The sequence below is a fragment of the Helicobacter pylori genome, from assembly GCF_014496485.1.
GTDB classification, from domain to species: Bacteria; Campylobacterota; Campylobacteria; order Campylobacterales; family Helicobacteraceae; genus Helicobacter; species Helicobacter pylori_DD.
Window position 1 is genome coordinate 152,703 of record NZ_JACTAX010000003.1, and the last position, 21,617, is coordinate 174,319.

General features: G+C 38.6%; 19 protein-coding genes and 1 pseudogene. 14 read left to right on the forward strand and 6 right to left on the reverse strand.

Features of this window, described 5'->3' with window-relative positions:
• Window positions 1-44 precede the first annotated feature (44 nt).
• From IC572_RS02845 to sabA, 8 genes are all read left to right on the forward strand, one after another.
• Window positions 45-1,889: a GTPase gene (locus tag IC572_RS02845; protein WP_187855034.1), complete on the forward strand. Its 1,845-nt coding sequence runs from the start codon at window positions 45-47 to the stop codon at window positions 1,887-1,889.
• The gene (locus tag IC572_RS02850; RefSeq protein WP_187855000.1) at window positions 1,886-3,604 is read left to right on the forward strand and encodes a LeoA/HP0731 family dynamin-like GTPase; all 1,719 of its coding nucleotides are present in this window, start codon (window positions 1,886-1,888) and stop codon (window positions 3,602-3,604) included. Before IC572_RS02845 ends, IC572_RS02850 begins: the two co-directional genes overlap by 4 nt.
• A 158-nt stretch (window positions 3,605-3,762) precedes the next feature.
• Window positions 3,763-4,014: a hypothetical protein gene (locus tag IC572_RS02855; protein WP_332246567.1), complete on the forward strand. Its 252-nt coding sequence runs from the start codon at window positions 3,763-3,765 to the stop codon at window positions 4,012-4,014.
• 8 nt (window positions 4,015-4,022) lie between these two features.
• Entirely contained in the window at window positions 4,023-5,090 is a 1,068-nt protein-coding gene (locus IC572_RS02860) for an HP0729 family protein (protein ID WP_187855002.1), read from the forward strand.
• Window positions 5,091-5,125: 35 nt separating this feature from the next.
• Complete coding sequence (tilS, locus tag IC572_RS02865) at window positions 5,126-6,142, forward strand: tRNA lysidine(34) synthetase TilS (protein ID WP_187855003.1); 1,017 nt, start codon at window positions 5,126-5,128, stop codon at window positions 6,140-6,142.
• 90 nt (window positions 6,143-6,232) lie between these two features.
• Entirely contained in the window at window positions 6,233-7,219 is a 987-nt protein-coding gene (locus IC572_RS02870; RefSeq protein ID WP_187855004.1) for a tRNA dihydrouridine synthase, read from the forward strand.
• The gene (locus tag IC572_RS02875) at window positions 7,189-8,106 is read left to right on the forward strand and encodes an outer membrane beta-barrel protein (protein WP_187855005.1); all 918 of its coding nucleotides are present in this window, start codon (window positions 7,189-7,191) and stop codon (window positions 8,104-8,106) included. Before IC572_RS02870 ends, IC572_RS02875 begins: the two co-directional genes overlap by 31 nt.
• A 227-nt stretch (window positions 8,107-8,333) precedes the next feature.
• Complete coding sequence (gene sabA / locus IC572_RS02880; protein WP_332246568.1) at window positions 8,334-10,295, forward strand: Hop family adhesin SabA/HopD; 1,962 nt, start codon at window positions 8,334-8,336, stop codon at window positions 10,293-10,295.
• A gap of 75 nt (window positions 10,296-10,370) precedes the next feature.
• Here the strand turns inward: sabA and IC572_RS02885 are convergent, their stop codons facing one another.
• Window positions 10,371-11,702: an anaerobic C4-dicarboxylate transporter gene (locus IC572_RS02885; protein WP_187855007.1), complete on the reverse strand. Its 1,332-nt coding sequence runs from the start codon at window positions 11,700-11,702 to the stop codon at window positions 10,371-10,373.
• A 74-nt stretch (window positions 11,703-11,776) separates the two neighbouring features.
• Between IC572_RS02885 and IC572_RS02890 the strand changes: the two genes are divergently transcribed.
• A complete protein-coding gene (locus tag IC572_RS02890) occupies window positions 11,777-12,829 on the forward strand; it encodes a type II asparaginase (RefSeq protein ID WP_187855008.1) in 1,053 nt (350 codons plus the stop codon).
• 45 nt (window positions 12,830-12,874) lie between these two features.
• Here IC572_RS02890 and IC572_RS02895 read toward each other — a convergent pair whose 3' ends face one another.
• The 3 genes from IC572_RS02895 to IC572_RS02905 all read right to left on the reverse strand — a co-directional run bounded on the left by IC572_RS02895 (window position 12,875) and on the right by IC572_RS02905 (window position 14,403).
• The gene (locus IC572_RS02895) at window positions 12,875-13,309 is read right to left on the reverse strand and encodes a hypothetical protein (protein WP_187855009.1); all 435 of its coding nucleotides are present in this window, start codon (window positions 13,307-13,309) and stop codon (window positions 12,875-12,877) included.
• A 181-nt stretch (window positions 13,310-13,490) separates the two neighbouring features.
• Window positions 13,491-13,952, reverse strand: a complete 462-nt coding sequence (locus tag IC572_RS02900; RefSeq protein ID WP_187855010.1) for a sialic acid-binding protein — start codon at window positions 13,950-13,952, stop codon at window positions 13,491-13,493.
• 28 nt (window positions 13,953-13,980) lie between these two features.
• Entirely contained in the window at window positions 13,981-14,403 is a 423-nt protein-coding gene (locus tag IC572_RS02905) for a DUF1104 domain-containing protein (protein ID WP_187841775.1), read from the reverse strand.
• Window positions 14,404-14,670: 267 nt separating this feature from the next.
• Here IC572_RS02905 and IC572_RS02910 point away from each other — a divergent pair, with 267 nt between their 5' ends.
• From IC572_RS02910 to IC572_RS02930, 5 genes are all read left to right on the forward strand, one after another.
• Window positions 14,671-15,303, forward strand: coding sequence for a LysE family transporter (locus IC572_RS02910; protein WP_187855011.1), 633 nt, complete (start codon window positions 14,671-14,673; stop codon window positions 15,301-15,303).
• Window positions 15,304-15,371: 68 nt separating this feature from the next.
• Window positions 15,372-17,138 (forward strand): DNA polymerase III subunit gamma/tau, encoded by a 1,767-nt coding sequence (locus IC572_RS02915; RefSeq protein ID WP_187855012.1) that lies wholly within the window; start codon window positions 15,372-15,374, stop codon window positions 17,136-17,138.
• Window positions 17,135-17,536: a tRNA (adenosine(37)-N6)-threonylcarbamoyltransferase complex ATPase subunit type 1 TsaE gene (gene tsaE, locus IC572_RS02920; RefSeq protein ID WP_053577250.1), complete on the forward strand. Its 402-nt coding sequence runs from the start codon at window positions 17,135-17,137 to the stop codon at window positions 17,534-17,536. The genes IC572_RS02915 and tsaE overlap by 4 nt, the downstream gene beginning before the upstream one ends.
• Window positions 17,537-17,548: 12 nt before the next feature.
• A complete protein-coding gene (lptB, locus tag IC572_RS02925; RefSeq protein WP_000353244.1) occupies window positions 17,549-18,271 on the forward strand; it encodes an LPS export ABC transporter ATP-binding protein in 723 nt (240 codons plus the stop codon).
• Window positions 18,272-18,273: 2 nt separating this feature from the next.
• Complete coding sequence (locus IC572_RS02930; protein WP_187855013.1) at window positions 18,274-19,518, forward strand: RNA polymerase factor sigma-54; 1,245 nt, start codon at window positions 18,274-18,276, stop codon at window positions 19,516-19,518.
• Window positions 19,519-19,529: 11 nt separating this feature from the next.
• Here IC572_RS02930 and IC572_RS07730 read toward each other — a convergent pair.
• Together IC572_RS07730 and IC572_RS02945 are read right to left on the reverse strand one after the other, a co-directional pair.
• Window positions 19,530-20,233: pseudogene (locus tag IC572_RS07730) on the reverse strand (Fic family protein).
• Window positions 20,233-21,453, reverse strand: coding sequence for an HD domain-containing protein (locus IC572_RS02945; protein WP_187855014.1), 1,221 nt, complete (start codon window positions 21,451-21,453; stop codon window positions 20,233-20,235). The pseudogene IC572_RS07730 and the gene IC572_RS02945 overlap by 1 nt, the downstream one beginning before the upstream one ends.
• Window positions 21,454-21,617 lie beyond the last annotated feature (164 nt).

Below are 21,617 nucleotides of genomic sequence, written 5' to 3' on the forward strand. Positions count from 1 at the left end.
ATGCCCGAGAAAAATCCACTTGAGGCATGCAAAAATGAAAAAGCATTTATCTTGGCGTAGAAAAGAGCATTAAAGATCTTCAAAGTATTTTCAAAAACGCTGATGACAAAGATGAAAAACTGAAGCGATTCAATCAAGAAGCGTTAAAGGTATTCCAACAATTAGAATCTAAAAGTTTAAAAGAGCTTGAAAGCTTGAAAAATAATGAAGAGTGGGAAAATTTTACCATCGCTTTTTATGGGGAAACCGGTGCGGGGAAATCAACCCTTATTGAATGTTTGAGGATGTTTTTTAAAGAACAAAGCAAAGTAGTTCAACAAGAACGATTCAAGAGGCTCTATGCAGAGAAAAATCATAGAGGTAGTGGGCATGCTCTTTTGGAGCTAGAAAAATTCCAAGATGGAGCGATTATAGGCGATGGGAGGAGCGATTTCACTTTAAAAACACAATCTTATTCTTTCCAATACAACCATCAAACCTTTACTTTACTGGATGTTCCAGGGATAGAAGGCAGCGAAAAAAAAGTGATCGATCAAATTTCTAACGCCACACAAAAAGCCCATGCTATTTTTTATGTTACCAAAAAGCCTAATCCTCCGCAAAAAGGAGAAGAAGGGAAAAGGGGAACGATTGAAAAAATCCAAAGACAGCTTGATTCGCAAACAGAGGTATGGACGATTTTTAACAAACCGATTAATAGCCCAAGAGTTTTTAAAGATGGGCTTATTGATGGAAACGAAAAAGAAAGCTTAAAAATTTTAAATAAAGAGATGAAAAACATTTTAGGCGAGCACTACATGGGCTATAAAGCAGTGAGCGCTCAAGCGGCTTTTTATGGCCTTGCGCAAGCTTTGATTCCAGGGACTGATTTTGATAAAAACAAACAAAAATTTTTAAAAGATTTTAAAGCAGGAGAATCATTATTGTATAAATCCCATTTCAAACCATTAGCAGAATTTATAGCCGAAGAGCTTCTTAAAAACTCGCACGCCAAAATCATAGAATCAAACTGCAATAAAGCCTTAAAAGTGGTAGAACAATTGCAAAAGGCGATCGAAATTACGATTGAAAAACGGATCGATCCAATGATTAAAGAAGCAGCACAAGAACACCAACAAGAAGCCCGCTATAATCTGGATCGTTCTACAGAAAAATTTATATTAAATTTAACCAATTCAGCGTTCTGCGAAATCGATCAATTCAAATCTGACTTGAGAGAAAAAATGTATGCGCATATTAACAAAAATATTGAAGATGAGGAATGTAAAGAAATTTTTAAAAATGAACTCATTCAAGGAATTGAAACATTGCATGAAAACATAAAACGGCGGTTTAAAGAATGTGAGGAACGATTTGATGGAGAGATAAAAGAAGCTATTAAACAACTTGAATACAGAATTAAAGATTCTCTAGCAATGTTAGAGCACATCAGTATTGATAGAGGCTTTAATCTTAATTTTGATACTGATAGCGGTATTGATGGAACAAAATTAGCCACTTCAATAGGAGGTTTGGGTTTGCTTGGGATATTTAACGCTTGGAGTCCTATGGGTTGGCTTGCTCTGACCGCAGGGATTATTGCAGGATTAGTTGGAATAGCCAGATCAATCTGGAGCTTTTTTAGTTCAAGATATAAAAGATCCCAACAAAAAAAAGAAGTGGATAAGAATTTACATCAAATTTGTGAAAAAATTGTGCAGGATGTGAAAAGCCGACTTGAAAGTCGCAAAAAAGACATATGGGAAAAGATTGAAAAACTCAAAGCCGGTTTTAACGATCTCGTTGTTTGTTACGAGTGCATGAGGGAAGGGCTAATAAAGGCCGGTGAAGACTTATGGCACTTAGATAATCGCATCAAAACCACATTAAAACAAAGGATCGCGCAATGAATGAAACGCTAGAACAATTTAAAAGAAATCAAAAGAGGAATCAAGAAAATCTTAAAAAATTGCTTGATTTTGTCCAAACTGGGGAAAAATACGGAATCAAGGTTGAAGAGTCTCTCAAAGACAAAATCCGTAATGCGATTAAAAATGTTGCCGATCAAAAACTTAAAGTGGCGTTGGTGGGAGGTTTTTCTGAAGGGAAAACATCCATAGCGGTAGCTTGGATCGATCGCTTGGATGAGAGCATGAAGATAGACCATCAAGAATCCAGCGATGCAGTTAAAATCTATGATATAGATAATGAAATGGAGCTGGTTGACACCCCGGGACTATTCGGGTTTAAAGAAAAAATAACCGATAGCGGCGAAATAGAGTGCTATAAAGATATTACGAAAAAATATATCAGCGAAGCCCATCTCATTTTATACGCGCTCAACCCGTCAAACCCCATCAAAGAAAGCCATAAGGAGGATTTGAACTGGTTGTTTAGGACGCTCAATCTTTTATCCAGGACGATATTTGTCATCAGCCGTTTTGATGAAGAAGCGGATATTGAAGATGAAGAAGATTACAACAAAAGATTTAAGATCAAAAAAGAAAACATCCAAAGCCGACTGAATGATCTGATTTCTTTAAGCGAAGAAGAAAAAGAGGGTTTGATTATTGTCGCTGTCGCTGCAAACCCTTATGATTTGGGGGTGGAACACTGGCTAAAGCATCAAGAAGAATTCCAAAAACTCTCACACATCAAAGCCTTGCAAGACGCGACGCAAAAAAAGATTAAAGAAAATGGCGGGAAATTAACCATCATAGAGGAAACCAAAAAAAGCGTCATTCAAGATGTGGTCCATAGGCAAATGCCGCCCGCAAAACAAGCGTTGCAAGATATTAAGAGAGAAATGGAATATTTGAATATAATAATTGAAAAAAGGCGAAAGGATATTCAAGATTTAAATAGTGAAATTTCTCAAGCCCGCATTCATTTAAGAGAATTTATAACGAGGTATTTCAGCGATCTCATCCTTCAAGTTCTTGGCACTAGCCTAGAAACCTTTAATGATTTTGTTATTAGAGAAATAGGCGATAAAGGCATCAATATAGAAACAAGAGTCCAAAATGCATTTGAAAAACAAACGCAAGGGATTTCAAATGAAATTGCTAAAATTGGAACGACTTTTAACGCTGATATGAGTTCTTTTGAAAAGCATGCCGGGACATTTGGAAGGATTGGAATCAATCTTTTAAAACAAAGCAAGTTTATCAATGCAACTAATATCAAAGCGGCTAGAGACGGGATAGTGGCTGTGGCAAAATTTACAGGCATAGATTTGGCTTTGAAATTCAAACCTTGGGGCGCTGTAAACTTGGCAGGCAACTTGAACAAAGCTTTACCGCTTATCGGTCTTGCTTTTGAAGCATGGGATTCTTGGAATACACATAAAAAAATACAAGAATTTGAAAAAGCTAAAGGAGAAATGAAATCTAATTTTGACGGACAAAAACAAGAAATTTTAGATCTCATCAACGATGAAGCCAGATTCAAACAAACATGTTTCCCGAGTGCGTTGGAATTGGAAAAATCCTTTCAAGAAATTGAAGAAAAAATTAAAAAAACGCAAGAGTGCGATCAAGAATTTGAAAAATGGATTCAAACTGGCGAAGATTTTATCAAGGGCGAAGATATTATAGATGTTGAGCCTAAAAGAGGAATGAACTGAATTTGTGTTAAAATTTCAAAAACGCATCAAAAACGCTTTTTAGCTAGGCTTGAAACGGGCTAAGCCAACAAGCGGTATTTTAAATCTTTCAATAAGGAAAGGCGATGTTTTCTAAAATTTGTGCATCTTTTAAGCTTGCCAACGCATTCAAAGGCTTCATATGCAAACGCATTTCAAGCCCTGGGCAGAGTGCTCGCATTACCAATATGGTTTTGGGTATAAAAGACGCTTTCAATGACGATAAAGATCCATTGAATAACGCTTGTGAAGCTTTGGATTTGGTAGTGAAGTTTAAGAAAGAGTACCCGCAGGATTTTGACGAATTGTTTGAAATCTTAAAAGATCTCATCCAAGAATACGAACAAAATCCTGACGAGATCAAACAAAACCTCAAAGAAATCCTAAAATAAGACAAGGCATGAACCACCTTTTAATCCTTTATAACCCTTATTATCAAAAAGATGTGATCCAACAACATTTAAGCGTTTTACAGGAAAAATCCCAAGTGGGTTTTGGTAAAATCCGATCAAAGCTCAACGATCAAGAAAAGCACGGCTCCTTAGAAGAGATTTACAAAGCCACCAACGAAAAAAATTTTTTGCAGCTTTTTTTGACCGATTACGCTAATTTATTTGCCGCTAAGGTGATAAAGGTTTCTAAAGAGATTGATGAGGGTTTGATCCCTAGCTATTATAAAGAAAAAAATTTGGAAGTGGAAGACTTTTTTATTATCAGCGATTTAAGGGAATTAGTTAGGGAAGATTTTAGCCTTTTAAGGGATCAATTTTTAGCCAATTTCATCGCCCCAAACAACCACACTTACGCCATTTATGGGAATAATTATGTCTATCCTTTGCCGGTAAAGTTAAAAGAAGAGCGTTCTTATTTTTTAGGCGATGAAAAGCATTATCTAAGCGTGTATAAAAGCAAAGAATATTTAACCATGCAAGAAAATTTCATGCGTTTTGTTTTTGGCAAAAGGCTTTTTTACCTCTTACACCCTGATAGCATCAATAACATCATTCATGCCGAATTAGAGCTTTTACAAAGCGAAAACGATCTTTTGAATGGTTTTACCAGCATCATCGTCAAATACTCCAAAACCTTAGAATACGAAATTTATACTTTTGCCAAACAAGTTCTTTTAAAGGCTTGCAAAAAAGATCCCAATCTTTATGATTTAGATTATGAAGTCCAAGGAAAATCTTTTACGCTTAAAGATTTTTTCACTAAAAAGCCCAATCTTGGGAGCGTTAAATTTTTACTCAAACACGAAAAAATCCAATGCCATTTAGAAGAAAACTTAAAAAGATTCATCAATTATCCTTTTTCAAAAAGCCTAAGCCTCATTCAAAACATCCGCAACGAAGCCGTTCACGCAAAAGCTCCAGGTTTGAATGAAGTGGAAAAACTCAGGAATGAAATTTTAGGCATAGAAGGCGCAAGTTTACTCAAAGGCGTTTTAACCCACAAGGAAACTTCATAAAAGCACCATCAATCCAGCATGCGTTTAGCACCGATTTGACAGCGCGAGATTTTAAACCCTATTTAGAGCCTTTAAGGGAGGGGAAAAATTTACTGGGTTTTTCAGGTGGGTTGGATTCCACTTGCTTGTTTCATCTTTTAGTTGGAGAAAACATCGCTTTTGACATCGCTTTAGTGGATTATAACACGCAAAAACAACGCCTTGAAATCATCCAACACGCTCAAACACTCGCAAAAACACACCATAAAAAATGCTATATCCATTACGCTCCAAAAATCGCACGCAATTTTGAAATGCAAGCGAGAAAGATCCGTTATGATTTTTTTGAAACCCTAACAAAAGAGCATTCTTACAAGCATTTGATTTTAGCGCACCACTTGAATGACAGGCTGGAATGGTTTTTGATGCAATTAAGCAAAGGTGCCGGACTGAACACGCTTTTAAGCTTTCAAGCCTATGAAAAAAGAGGGTTTTATGCGATTGTTCGCCCCCTGCTTTACACCCCTAAAGACACCCTTAAAACGCTCGCTAAAGATTGGGAATTTTTTGAAGATGATTCTAATTCTTCTTTAAAATTCAAACGCAATTTTTTCAGGAAACATTACGCTAACGCCTTGATGCAACATTATTCTAAGGGCATTATCCAAAGTTTTAAATTTTTGGATAAAGAAAAAGAGCGACTTTATCCCTTAACGCCCGTTTCACAAAGGCATGGGATCACTTTTTTTAAGTATTCGCAAAACGCACTGTTTATGGTGGATAAAATCTTAAAGCAAAAGGGGTATGTGTTGAGCTTTCCTCAAAAAGAAGAAATCAAACGCCATTTTTTTAGCCTAGAAATCGCTCAAAAATTCATCATTGAAAGCGACAAAGAGTGTGTGTTTATCGCCCTTAAACCCCCTAAAACTTTAAGCATGCCAAAGGATTTTAAAGACAAGGCTAGGAGGTTGAATATCCCTAAACGCTTACGGCCTATTTTATACGCAGAGTTTTTAAAACAACCAACGCATGATTTTTTAATTGGTTTTAAACAGAGTTTAATGGATCTATAAAAGTTAATTTTAATCAAGCGCTAGTTTTTAAAGCGCTTTTTAACCTTGATTGTGTCAAAATACAGCAAAAAAACTTTGATATGAGAGCGGATGGACTTTAAGAATAAAAAATGGCTTTTTCTAGCCCCTCTAGCAGGCTATACGGACTTGCCTTTTAGGAGCGTGGTGAAAAAATTTGGCGTGGATGTTACCACAAGCGAAATGGTGAGCTCGCATTCGTTGGTGTATGCGTTTGATAAAACTTCTAAAATGTTGGAAAAATCCCCTTTAGAAGATCATTTCATGGTGCAAATTTCAGGCTCTAAAGAGGGCGTAGTCAAAGAAGCGGTGGAGAAAATCAACGCTTTAGAGCATGTGAATGGGATTGATTTTAATTGCGGTTGTCCCGCTCCTAAAGTGGCTAATCATGGTAATGGTAGCGGGCTATTGAAGGATTTAAACCACTTAGTGAAGCTTTTAAAAATCATCAGAGAAAACACCAATAAAAAAATCACAAGCGTGAAAGTGCGTTTAGGCTTTGAAAAGAAAATCCCCCAAGAAATCGCTCATGCCTTAAACGATGCGCCGGTGGATTATGTGGTGGTGCATGGGAGGACACGAAGCGACAAATACCAAAAAGACAAAATAGATTATGAAAGTATCGCTTTAATGAAAGGGATTTTAAAAAAGCCTGTGATAGCCAATGGCGAAATTGACAGCGTGAAAAAAGCCTTTGAAGTCTTGCAAATCACGCAAGCGGATGGGCTAATGATAGGGCGAGCAGCCTTAAGAGCCCCATGGATATTTTGGCAAATCAGAAACAACACCACAAAATTGCCCGCAGTCGTGAAAAAAGATTTGGTTTTAGAACATTTTGATAAAATGGTGGAGTTTTATGGGGATAGGGGGGTGGTTATGTTTAGGAAAAACTTGCATGCTTACGCTAAGGGTGAAATACAAGCGAGCGCGTTTCGTAACTGCGTCAATACCCTTACAGAAATAAAGAGCATGCGAGAGAGCATAGAGGAATTTTTTAATCAAGAAACGTTACAAAGTGAAGTGCCATTATGGGTAGAATTGAATCAAAAAAGCGTTTGAAAGCGCTCATTTTTTTAGCCAGTTTGGGGGTTTTGTGGGGCAATAGTGCTGAAAAAACGCCTTTTTTCAAAACCAAAAACCACATTTATCTAGGTTTTAGGCTAGGCACAGGGGCTAGCATGCGCACAAGCATGTGGCAACAAGCCTATAAAGACAACCCCACTTGCCCTGGTAGTGTGTGTTATGGCGAGAAATTAGAAGCCTATTATAAGGGGGGTAAAAACCTGTCTTATACCGGGCAAATAGGCGATGAAATCGCTATTGATAAATACCATATTTTAGGATTAAGGGTGTGGGGGGACATAGAATACGCTAAAGCGCAATTGGGTCAAAAAGTGGGGGGTAACACCCTTTTATCCCAAGCGAATTATAACCCGAGCGCGATTAAAACCTACGATCCTACTTCAAACGCTCAAGGCCCTTTAGTTTTGCAAAAAACCCCAAGCCCCCAAGATTTTCTCTTCAATAACGGGCATTTCATGGCGTTTGGTTTGAACGTGAATGTGTTTGTTAATCTCCCTATAGACACCCTTTTAAAACTCGCTTTAAAAACGGAAAAAATGCTGTTTTTTAAAATAGGCGTGTTTGGTGGGGGTGGGGTGGAATACGCCATATTGTGGAGTCCTAACTATCAAAACCAAAACACGAAACAAGATGATAAATTTTTTGCAGCGGGTGGGGGGTTTTTTGTGAATTTTGGAGGCTCTTTGTATATAGGCAAGCATAACCGCTTCAATGTGGGGCTAAAAATCCCTTACTATAGCTTGAGCGCGCAAAGTTGGAGGAATTTTGGCTCTAGCAATGTGTGGCAACAACAAACGATCCGACAAAACTTCAGCGTTTTTAGGAATAAAGAAGTTTTTGTCAGCTACGCGTTCTTGTTTTAGTTTGGATTCGTTCTTATTAAATACTGATGATAAAATTCAAAAGATGATTTTATCGTTACAAAAATCAACGCTTCAAAGATAAATAAGTTAAAATACTCCAAAATCTTTTTTTTTTTTTTGAAATCCAATAAATTTATAGTAAAATTAGGTTCATTGTAAATATATTATCACTTCATGATATTCTTACAACAAAAACATTACTTTAAGGAACATTTTATGAAAAAACGATTTTTACTCTCTCTCTCTCTCTCTCGCTTGCGGTATCATCGCTCCACGCTGAAGACAACGGCTTTTTTGTGAGCGCGGGCTATCAAATCGGCGAAGCGGTGCAAATGGTCAAAAACACCGGTGAATTAAAAAACTTGAACGAAAAATACGAGCAATTAAACCAGTATTTAAATCAAGTGGCTTCGTTGAAGCAAAGCATTCAAAACGCCAACAACATTGAGCTGGTCAATAGCTCTTTAAACTATTTGAAAAGCTTTACCAACAACAACTATAACAGCACCACCCAATCGCCCATATTCAACGCCGTGCAAGCCGTTATCACTTCGGTATTGGGTTTTTGGAGTCTTTATGCGGGGAACTACTTCACTTTTTTTGTGGTTAATAAGGATACTCAAAAACCCGCTGATGTCTATGGTAACCCTCCTTTTAGCACTATTGTCAGCAACTGCTCAGGAATTGAAAACTGCGCGATGAATCAAACCACTTATGATGAGATGAAAAAGCTCGCTGAAAGCCTCCAAGCAGCCCAACAAAACGCTACCACTAAAGGCAACAATCTTTGCGCTTTATCCGGATGCGCCACAACAGACTCGGCATCAAACTCATCAAACACACCAAACTCAACCGTAAGCAACGCTCTTGAAACCGCGCAAAAGCTTATGGATTTAATCGCAAACACTAAGACGGCTATGATGTGGAAAAATATCGTCATCAGTGGCGTTTCAAACGCGTCCGGCGCTATCATATCCACTGGCTACCCCACTCAATACGCGGTGTTTAACAACATTAAGGCGATGATACCTATCTTGCAACAAGCGGTTACGCTTTCTCAAAATAACCACACCCTATCCACTCAGTTGCAAGCTCAAGCCACAGGGACTCAAACAAACCCCAAATTCGCTAAAGACATTTACGCTTTCGCCCAAAACCAAAAGCAAGTCATCTCTTACGCCAAAGACATTTTCAACCTCTTTGATTCCATCCCTAAAGATCAGTATCGTTATTTGGAGAAAGCCTACTTGAAAATACCCAATGCGGGTTCAACGCCTACTAACCCCTATATGGCAGTTGTGAATTTGAATAAAGAAGTTCAAACGATTCAAAACAATGTGAGTTATTATGGTAACCGGGTGGATGCGGCTTTAAGCGTGGCTAAAGATGTTTATAACCTAAAATCCAATCAAACAGAGATTGTAACCACTTATAACGACGCTAAGAATTTGAGCGAAGAGATTTCTAAACTCCCGCACAATCAAGTCAATACAAAAGACATTGTTACACTGCCTTACGATAAAAACGCTCCGGCAGCGGGCCAATACAACTACCAAATCAACCCAGAGCAGCAATCCAATCTTAATCAAGCTTTAGCGGCGATGAGCAATAACCCCTTTAAAAATATAGGAATGATCAGCTCTCAAAACAATAACGGCGCTTTGAACGGGCTTGGCGTGCAAGTGGGCTATAAGCAATTCTTTGGGAAAAAGAAAGCGTTTGGGTTAAGGTATTACGGCTTCTTTGATTACAACCACGGCTATATCAAATCCAGCTTTTTTAATTCGTCTTCTGATGTATGGACTTATGGCGGTGGGAGCGATTTGTTGTTTAACTTTCTTAACGATAAAGCCACTAAAAAGAACAACAAGCTCTCTGTGGGTCTTTTTGGAGGCATCCAACTAGCAGGGACTACATGGCTTAATTCCCAATACGTGAATTTAACAGCGTTCAATAACCCTTACAGCGCGAAAGTCAATGCTTCCAATTTCCAATTTTTGTTCAATCTCGGCTTGAGGACGAATCTCGCTATGAAAAAGAAAAAAGACAGCGAACATTCCGTGCAACATGGCATGGAACTAGGCGTGAAGATCCCCACCATTAACACGAATTACTATTCTTTTCTAGGCACTCAATTGCAATACCGAAGGCTCTATAGCGTGTATCTCAATTATGTGTTCGCTTATTGAATGGGTTAAATCCTCTTTTTTTAAAGGGGTTTAGAAAAAGTGCAACATCAAGCTTTTTATCATTGATGATGAAATCTACAAAACCAACGGTGCGACAACAAACCCTAACGCCACGCTCAAAAACACGACTAAAACCCCAGGAATCAAAAACGCATGATCAAACACATAACGGCCCATTTTAGTGGTGCCGGTGTTATCCATAGCGATCGCTCCTAATAAAGTGGGGTAAGTGGGTAACACAAACAACGCCGAAACGCTCGCAAAAGAAGCCACGATAATATACAAATGCTCCGTATGGTTAGCGCTAATGCCTAAGGCTGTGATCACGCTTGGGATGAGCGCTTTAGAGGTGGCGGCTTGCGAATACAAAAGCATGGAAGCCAAAAAGAGCGCTACGGCTAATAAAAACGGGTAATCTGCAATCAAAAAAGAAGCGTATCGCTTGATTTCATCTATATGATTGCTCACAAAAGTATCGCCTAGCCATGCCACGCCCAACACGCACACGCACGCTTGCATGCCGGATTTAAACACGCTTGAATGAGCGATTTCATTAGCGTTGATCTTGCAAAAAATCACAATGAGAGTCGCCACGCTTAGCATGAAAGACACGATCGCGTAATCTCTGCCTAAAACCACCGGGCTAATTAAAGCGATATTTTTAGAAATCGCGCTCGCATAAAACACGATCGCTACAACCCCGCCGATAAAAATCCATAACGATAATTTCGCGCTTTTTGAGGTTTCTTTTTCTTCTTTGATTTTAGGGGGCGAGATTTTGCCCGCTTTCAAGCGCTCTAAATAATGCGGATCGCTGTCTAACTTTAAATCAGTAAAACCCATAATAAACGCCGTGAGCATGCATGCTAAAAAAGTCGTAGGGATCCAAACCATTAAAAGGGTGAGATAATTTGCCCCTAAAGGCTCTAAAATGCCGCTCATAAATACCACCGCCGCGCTCACCGGGCTTGCGGTAATAGCGACTTGACTAGAGACTACCGCTAAGCTTAAGGGCGCTTTGGGTTTGATATTTTGGCTCTGGCTCACTTCCACAATCACCGGAATCAAAGAAAAAACCGTATGCCCGGTGCCGGCTAGTATCGTTAAAAAATACGCCACGCTTGGTGCTAAATAGTTGATTTGCTTGGGGTGTTTCCTTAAAATTTTTTCAGCGATTTTAACTAAGTAATCCAAGCCCCCAGCCTTTTGCATGGCACTGATAGCGCTAATGACTGCCATGATGATTAAAATCACATCAAAAGGGATTTTGCCCGGATTTAGCCCCAAAAATAAGCATAAAATAAGCACGCCCAAGCCCCCCGCATAGCCCACTCCCAAGCCCCCTAGCCTTGCCCCTAAAAAAAGCGAAAAAAGTAACACGATAATTTGAAAAAAGGCATCCACCATTAACCCTTTTTAAATTTATTTTAACGATGTTTTACTATACTATAAAATCTTTTAATTTCAAAAGGTAGTCTATAATGAGAATGTTTTTGAAATTTTTGATTCTTTTACTTTGTTTGAAAGGGCAAGTCATGGCTCAAAATTTACCTACCATTGCTTTATTAGCGACAGGGGGGACGATTGCAGGGAGTGGCACAAGCGCGAGTTTGGGTAGTTATAAGAGCGGTGAGTTGGGTGTCAAAGAGCTTTTGAAGGCTATCCCTAGTCTCAACAAGATCGCTCGCATTCAAGGGGAGCAGATTTCTAATATCGGCTCACAAGACATGAATGAAGAGGTATGGTTCAAACTCGCCAAACGCGTTCAAAAATTGCTCAATGATAGCCGTATTAAGAGCGTGGTGATCACGCATGGCACGGACACTTTAGAAGAGAGCGCGTATTTTTTAAACTTAGTTTTACGCTCCACAAAACCGGTGGTGTTAGTGGGAGCGATGCGTAACGCTACTTCTTTGAGCGCGGATGGGGCTTTGAATTTGTATAACGCGCTGAGCGTGGCGATCGATGAAAAAAGCGCGAATAAGGGCGTGTTGGTGGTGATGGACGATAGTATTTTTAGCGCTAGGGAAGCGATTAAAACGCACACCACCCACACTTCCACCTTTAAAGCCCTAAATAGCGGTGCGATAGGGAGCGTGTATTATGGCAAGGCGCGCTATTACATGCAACCTTTGAGAAAACACACCACAGAGAGCGAATTTTCCCTTTCACAACTCAAAACCCCCCTGCCTAAAGTGGATATTATTTACACGCATGTCGGCATGACCCCTGATTTATTCCAAGCGAGCCTAAACTCGCATGCAAAAGGCGTTGTGATAGCCGGGGTGGGTAACGGGAATGTGAGCGCTGGGTTTTTAAAAGCGATGCAAGAAGCGAGCGAAATGGGGGTGGTTATTGTTCGTTCTAGCAGGGTAGGCAACGGTGAGATTACTTCAGGCGAGATTGATGACAAGGCTTATGGTTTCATCACAAGCGACAATTTAAACCCCCAAAAAGCCAGGGTGCTTTTACAACTTGCTCTAACTAAAACGAATGATAAGGCAAAAATCCAAGAAATGTTTGAAGAGTATTGAAACGCTCTTTAGAATGGTTTGAAACGCTGAAGCGGTTTTAGGTTTTTATTTTTTGATTGGAATTTTATCAAATTGTGGTTGGGGGTAGAAGTCGCCTTTAATCGTAAATTCAGCGTTTGTTACCAAATCTATAACATTGAAATCCAAAGTTACTTGTTTTATCACACACTGAAACCCTGTGTCGTCTTTTAATGTGCATTGCCCCCCTACGATAGCGTTGCTTGTCATCGCTTTTAGCCATATCGCATAAGCTGGGCTTGTCTTTAAAATGGGGACTTTGATAGTCGTGGGGATATAAATGTTAGTGCTTGCGATAGTTTGGGTCGCCGCTTGTAACCTTTTTACGACTTCGTCTTTCATGTCCACGCTCATCTGTTCCTCGCCTAAATCAAATGGCGTTATACCAAAGGCGCTATTGTTACTAAAGACGGCGGTGTTGAATACGCGTGCTAAAATTGACATTTCGCTATTGTAAGCCATTGTTTAATCCTTGTAGGATTTTTAATCGTCTTAATTATACCATACTTCATTAAAATAACAAAAATTGCTAATAATATTTTATACAATACTTAAAAGCTTCTATCCCAAACGCCACAAAGCGTTTAGGATTTTTGCTTAAAGAATTTGAAGCTTTGATAGAAAAAGTGGTGTGGTTTAAGCTTTATTTTTCATTTTCGCCATGATCATTGTGATCGTGGTCTTTTTTGTCTTGTTCTTTGTCATGCCCTTTGCCATGTTTATCATGGCCACCGTGTTTGTGGTGTTTATGCATTTTCCCATGCTTGCATGATCTCAATCCAAAATCATCATCCATGTCTTCCATATTGCCTTTTTTAAGCGCTTCTTTAACGGCTTTTTGGCGGGCTTCAAAATCCGCCACGGTCATCTTGTCTGTGTTTTTAGTCGCATATTCATGCAATTGTTTATGGAACGCCTTTCTCTTGTCTTCAGGCATCTTTTCCATGCGCTTTTTCAACTCTTTTGTGTAATCCACAATATCCTGCGGAGCGACAACGCCAGCCATTTTAGCCAAATTTTCATCGCTTGTTTTGCTGAAATCTTTGGCGTTCAAAGCCACAAATAACAACGCGCTAACAGAAAGTATTTTCAACGCTTTTTTCATGTTTTATCCTTTTAAATTAAATTTTGTCTCACTTAGGAGAGCAATGTTCGTCTTTTTTCTTAACAGCCCTACACCAAACTTTTCTCGTATCGCCGCTGCAAACGCTCACATTAAGCCCTTTTGCCTTGATTTCTTCAGCGCTCAAACCTTTGGTTTTTTCTTCTAATTCCTTACGCACTTCTTCACGCATTTTTTTGAAATCTTCTTCACTCATTTTGGAAAGATTCTTCCTGGCGATCCGGCTGAAATTCGCGCGAAATTTCTTAGCGTCTTCAGCTTTTAAAGCTTTAAGGCGTTTAGACACTTCCATGCGATAATCGATCGCTTCATTAGAAGGCAGAGTGCCAGCTAATTCCAAAAGCTCCTTATCTTTGAGTTGCGAAAAATCCCTAGCGCCTAAAACCTGTAATCCAAGCAAAGCTAACAGGCAAAAAGCCAAACTCTTTCTCATTCCCAATCCCTTGTTGTTAAATTTTTGCCGCATGACGACAGCAAATTTTGGCATTCTACCATGTTAATTTTAATTTATTCTCAAACGCCTTTAAGAGCGCTAAAAAATGGGGTTTTTAAATTTCGCACAAGCCATTGCGTATCATCATTTAACTTTTATTTATAAAGGTCGTTTTAAACCCTAAAATTTTAAAATACCCTTTTGAATGATTGGTTTGTATGGCGTTGGTAGTTTTTGGCTTATTTTGAGTGAAAGGATTTAAGCAAGATGTTTGTGGTTTTTATAGAAGGTTTTGGTTTAGCGATTTCTTTGTGCGCGGCTGTGGGAGCGCAATCCTTGTTTATTATAGAGCGAGGCATGGCCAGGAATTATGTGTTTTTGATTTGTGCTCTGTGTTTTATGTGCGATATTGTGTTAATGAGCATGGGCGTGTTTGGCGTGGGGGCTTATTTCGCTAAAAACCTTTATTTGAGTTTGTTTTTGAATTTATTTGGGGCAGTTTTTACCGGGTTTTACGCTTTTTTAGCTTTAAAAACCCTTTTTCAAACCTTTAAAAAGAAGCAAGTCCAAACCCCTAAAAAATTATCCTTAAGAAAGACCTTATTATTCACTTTAGGCGTTACCTTACTCAACCCTCAAGTGTATTTGGAAATGGTGTTTTTAATTGGCGCGAGCGCTTTGTCTTTTAACTTAACGCAAAAATTTGTCTTTCTAGCCGGCACTTTATCGGCGGCTCTTTCTTGGCTTTTATTGTTATGCACTTTATCGTTGCGTTATGGCTCCAAACTTTTAAACAACCAAAAAATCTTTATGGGCGTGAATCTCTTTGTAACCGCTATCATGGGAACGCTCAGCGTTACTTTATTTAGGGATTTTTTAGCACTATTGAGCAAAACCTAAAAAGGGGCTAGTTTTAAGTCATTTTGCATTACAATACTCCTAAATGAGTTTTAAGGATTACAATCAATATGCAAGTTTTAGCGTTAAAATACCGCCCCAAACATTTTAGCGAGCTAGTCGGTCAAGAGAGCGTGGCTAAAACGCTTTCTTTAGCCCTAGACAACCAGCGTTTGGCTAACGCTTATTTATTCAGCGGGTTAAGGGGTTCAGGGAAAACCAGCTCTTCTAGGATTTTTGCTAGGGCTTTAATGTGTGAAGAAGGTCCAAAGGCTGTGCCTTGCGATACTTGCATCCAATGCCAGAGCGCTTTAAACAACCACCATATAGATATTATAGAAATGGATGGGGCGTCTAATAGGGGGATTGATGATGTCCGTAACCTCATAGAGCAAACGCGCTACAAACCAAGCTTTGGGCGCTATAAAATCTTTATCATTGATGAAGTGCATATGTTCACCACTGAAGCGTTTAACGCGCTTTTAAAGACTTTAGAAGAGCCTCCTAGCCATGTGAAATTCCTTTTAGCGACAACGGACGCTTTGAAATTGCCCGCTACCATACTCAGCCGCACCCAGCATTTCAGGTTTAAAAAAATCCCTGAAAATTCCGTTATTTCTCATTTAAAAACCATTTTAGAAAAAGAACAAGTGAGTTATGAAAGTAGCGCGTTAGAAAAACTCGCTCACAGCGGGCAAGGGAGTTTGAGGGATACGATCACTCTTTTAGAACAAGCCATCAATTATTGCGATAACGCTATTACAGAAAGCAAGGTGGCTGCAATGTTAGGAGCGATTGACAGGAGCGTTTTAGAAGATTTTTTTCAAAGCTTAATCAACCAAGATGAAGCGCGATTGCAAGAGCGTTATGCCATTTTAGAAAATTATGAAACCGAGAGCGTTTTAGAAGAAATGATGCTTTTTTTGAAAGCGAAATTATTAAGCCCTGATTCGTATTCCATTCTTTTAATAGAGCGCTTTTTTAAAATCATTATGAGCAGTCTCAGCCTTTTAAAAGAAGGGGCAAATGCCAGTTTTGTGCTGTTGTTATTGAAAATGAAATTCAAAGAAGCTTTAAAACTCAAAGCCCTAGACGATGCGATTGTAGAATTAGAGCAAAGTAAAGAAAGCGTTTTAAAACCCTTAAACCAAAACGCTAACGCCCCTAAACAAGAACCCAAAAGCGCAGAAAGAATAGAGGGAACAGAAAAAAAAGAAAGTGCAGAAAAAAAAGAGAACGCAGAAACCCCACAAACTCCCATGCTTTCAGCTAAAGATCGCATTTTCCACAACCTTTTCAAGCAAGTTCAAACATTGGTTTATGAGCGCAATTACGAGTTGGGGGCGGTGTTTGAAAAAAATATCCGTTTCATTGATTTTGACAGCCAGACTAAAACCTTGACTTGGGAGTCTTTAGCCACCAATAAAGATAAAGAGCTTTTAAGAGAACGATTTAAAATCGTGAAAAGTATCGTTGATGGGGTTTTTGGCAAGGGCGAAAATATCAAAATCGCTTTAAAAAATCATTCAGAAAATAAAAGCGCTAGAGAAGAAACTAAAGAGGTTAAAATCTCTTCTTTAAGGGAAAAAATCTTACCCAAACCAACCACCGAAACGATGGCTGAAATGAAAGAAAACGACACTAAAGAGGCGATTGAAAAAGAAACTAAAGAAAAAGAGATTAAAGAAAAAGAAACTAAAGAAAACGATACTAAAGAGATTCAAGAAACCCAACCAAAACAAGCCCCTACAGCCTTGCAAGAATTCATGGCTAACCACTCTGAGCTGATTGAAGAGATTAAGAGTGAGTTTGAAATCAAAAGCGTGGAATTGTTATGAGAGCGAATTTAGACGAATTAGACAAAGTGGCGGCTGCAATTTTAAAAGATGATTTTAAGGGGGTGGTGCTTTTAAAGGGCGTTGTGGGGAGCGGTAAAACGACTTTAGTTCAAGCGTGCTTGAAACGCTTGGGTTTAGACATTCAAGCGACTTCGCCAACCTTTAGCTTGATGCATGCTTATAGCGAGAGCGTGTTCCATTACGATTTTTACATGCGCGATTTAAAGGCTTGCTTGGAGCTTGGCATGTTGGAGTGCTTGTTAGAAAAGGGGATCCATTTTGTGGAATGGGGCGATGAAAAATTAGAAAAAATTTTAAAAAAATACGATTTAGCTATTAAGGTTGTGGAAATCAAAACCGAATCAACTAGCCGTTTTTATACAATAAAGATCGCTTAAAGGGTCGCTTGAATGGATATTTTAAAAGCAGAGCATTTAAACAAACAGATTAAAAAAACCAAAATCGTTTCAGATGTTTCTTTAGAAGTGAAAAGCGGCGAAGTGGTGGGGCTTTTAGGGCCTAATGGGGCGGGTAAAACCACCACCTTTTATATGATATGTGGGCTTTTAGAGCCTAGTGGGGGGAGCGTTTATTTAAACGATGTGAATTTAGCTAAATACCCCTTACACAAGCGTTCTAACTTAGGTATAGGCTACTTGCCCCAAGAATCCAGCATTTTTAAAGAATTGAGCGTGGAAGAGAATCTGGCCCTAGCAGGGGAGAGCACTTTTAAAAACTCTAAAGAGAGCGAAGAAAAAATGGAAAGCTTGCTTGATGCTTTTAATATCCAAGCCATAAGAGAGCGCAAGGGCATGAGCTTGAGTGGGGGAGAAAGAAGGCGCGTAGAAATCGCTAGGGCTTTAATGAAAAACCCTAAATTCGTGCTATTAGATGAGCCTTTTGCGGGCGTGGATCCGATTGCGGTGATTGACATTCAAAGAATCATTGAAAGCTTGATTGGATTAAACATTGGTGTGTTGATCACTGATCACAATGTGCGAGAGACTTTGAGCGTGTGCCATAGGGCGTATGTGATTAAAAGCGGCACGCTTTTAGCGAGCGGGAACGCTAATGAAATTTATGAAAACGCTTTGGTGCGCAAGTATTATTTAGGGGAAAATTTTAAGGTATAGACATGGCGATCTTACGCGCAAACCTTAGCCCTAAAAACAAGTTAAACGCTACTTTAAAAGGGTGGCTCCCCATTTTACAAAGCGAGCTTGAAGATTTAGAAGAAGTGTTGAAACAAAACGCCCTAGATAACCCCTTAATCAAAATTGAAAACAAACGCATCAAAAATTTTAGCGATCGTTTTAGCGCTAAAAAGAGCAGCGATCATTTAGAAAATTTCGCAATCGCATCTAAAAGCCTTTTTGAAACTTTAGAGGCTCAAATCATTTCCCCCCTTTTTCCCACTGAAACCTCTCAAAAAATCGCTATGGATATTATCAGCGGGCTGGATAGTGAAGGGTATTTTGAAGAAAACATTGAAGAAAGGGCTAGAATTTTAGGGGTAGAGAGCGAAGTTTATGAAAAAGTGCGCAAGCGTTTTAGTTACCTTAATCCCGCTGGCATTGGCGCTAAAGATGTGAAAGAGAGCTTTTTATTCCAGTTAGAGGGTAGGGAATTGGACGATAACGAGCTTTATGAAGAAGCGCGAAAAATCATTTTAAATTTAGAAAAACACCATGAATTTTCTAAAGATTTTTATTACGAAAAGGCTTTAAAGATTTTAAAATCCTTTAAAAACCCCCCAGCCATTGAGTTTTTAGAAAAAGAAATAGAAGTCATTCCTGAACTTTTTATTGTAGAAGTGGATGATGAAATCATCGTGCGTTTGAATGATGAAAGCTACCCGACGATCAGTTTAGAAGAAAATCGCTTTAAGGATAGCGGCTATTTAAAAGAAAAATTAAAAGAGGCTAAAGATTTGATTGACGCGTTAAATTTACGAAAAGCCACGATTTATAAAATCGGCCTCATGCTTTTAGAGTATCAATACGATTTTTTTAAGGGTAAGGAATTACGCCCTTTAAAGCTATTAGATTTAGCTAATGAGTTTAACCACTCTGTAAGCACGATTTCAAGGGCCATTTCTAATAAATATTTGGCATGCGAAAGGGGGGTTTTCCCTATTAAACATTTCTTTAGCACCGCCTTAGACAATAGCGAGACTTCAAACGCTGTGATTAAAGACTATCTTTTAGAATTGATCAAAAACGAAGACAAAAAAGAGCCTTTGAGCGACGCTAAGATTTTAGAACTCATTGAAGAAAAATTCCATTTGAAAATGGTAAGAAGAACGATCACCAAATACCGCCAACTGCTCAACATCGCTTCTTCAAGCGAAAGGAAAAAGCTCTATTTGATGCGCGCTTGAAAACCATGATTTTAGGGCTTATTCTTATTGAGTATCATTTGCCCTTGTATGCGTGTGAGTTCAAACTCTTGGGATACTTTGGCGAGTTGGTATAAGATTTCTGTATTGCGTGTGTCTAAAGCCTTAATGTAAGCCTCTTTTTGTTCTTTGGTGATCACAAATGGTATTAAGTTTTGCTCTAAAACACTATAAAAGATTAGCATTCTGCCCACCCTACCATTTACTATCGCTAAAAGGGTGTATCCTTTCAAACAAAATGTGTTGTTCTAAAATGGCTTTTAGTTTTTCTTCTTTATCTTGTAAGGTATTCATCTTATAATTGAGGTTATCGCACCATTCTTTCATAGCCATAGGCACTTGAAAATGGGGGGTCGTTTCAAAACTAGCTCTTAAAATGGTATTATCAGTCGTTTTGAAAGCCCCCTTATTAGGGAGTAAAAAATTCATTAAAATCCCATGCAACTCCCTTATAAAAAACTATCAACGCTTTGTCCTTTATTCAGATTTTCCAATAGAAAGAAGAGCATGTTTTGATAGTTTTTCACTTCAAAGAAAGCTCTTTGGGGCATTTCTCTAGGAATGTATTCAGTGGTTAAAATACTTATGGTTTCAGCAAGGCTCAAAGGATTGTTTTCAATAGCAGTGCTATGATAGCCATGCGAATGGTTAAATCCATAGCGTAATCGTTAAATTCTAATAATTCTTTATAATTCATTATTTGAAATCCCTAAACAATTTCCCTAAATCCAAATCAAGCAGTTCTGTTTGGGATCGCAATTCTAAAAGGTTTTGAGCCCCTTTAATCAAATCGTTACTGGAAATGCCATGAGAAAGAGAGATTTGGGCTTCTAAAAACGCGCTCAAATGATCGCACACCTTCAAAAGCTCCCCGCAAACCCCAAGATATTCATCGCTGTTATAAAGCATAAACAATTCTTCAGCGTCTTTAGTGAAAATGATTTTGTGAGACTTGTCTTTGTAGCGGTTTTTAAACTCGTTTTCGGTGAAATATTTTAAATCTTCTTGAACGCCCAAAGAAACAAAAGAATAGACTTTGTTTTGCATTTCCTTTTTTTCAATTTCTTTAATGCAGTGATCAAGCCCTGCAACGCTTTGTTTGATGGGCGTGATAATGTCTCGGGTCAAAATCTCGGGTAAATCATGGAAAAGCCCGCCCAAAAAATGATTGATCCGCATGCTTTTACAAGCTTTTAAATCAAAGCTCAACAAATACCCCATAACCGCCACGCATAAGGTATGCCCTAAGACACTGGTTTGCGGCACTCTTGGGGTCTGGCTCCAGCGCTTTTGGAAACGCAACTGCCCAAACATGCTCACTAATTTTTTCAAATCTTCTTTTTCCCCAAAAAGCCCTTCAAACAAATGCTCGTTATTGTGGAGTTGCTTGTCAATTTTATCTTTAATTTCTTTCACGCCATACATGTTGGGGTTAAAATGATAAATAATATCAAACTCCCACTTAGACGCATAAAAATGCGCGCTCTCTAAAATTTGAGTTTCTAAAATTTGGGGCCTATGGCTTAAATACTCTTTGAGTTCCTCTAAAGAAAAATACGCGCTGATTTCATCTTGCAAACTTTGCACAACATAGGAGGCCAATTCTTGGCTGTGCGTTTGTTGGAGGGCGTAAAAAATAGGGGGTTTAATATCGGTTAAAACCAAGCGCTCCAAAAACTCAAAGCAAAAATACTTGATTAAAAGATCTAAATCTAAATCTTTACCCCCATCTTTTAAATCTTTAGCGAGCAGATACGCAATCATCGCTTTATGGGCTTGCTTGTCTAATTCCACAAATTCCAAAGGGCATGCTTGGTCATTCCAACGCCTAATAGACGCGCCCACAAACACACGCCTTAAAAATTGAATTTTGAGTTTAGGGGCTTTTAGGGGTTTAATAGGATGAGCCGCATACATAACTTTCCTTTTTATATTATTTTGAATATTAAAGCTATGATCTTATTAAGAAATACTGATTTGATCACGCAAGATTGAAAAGCCTTAACGCACCACTATCAACACTAACTTAAATTTTATTATACGAAAAAAAGACAAAAATAAGGCTTTTATTTAAAAAAATA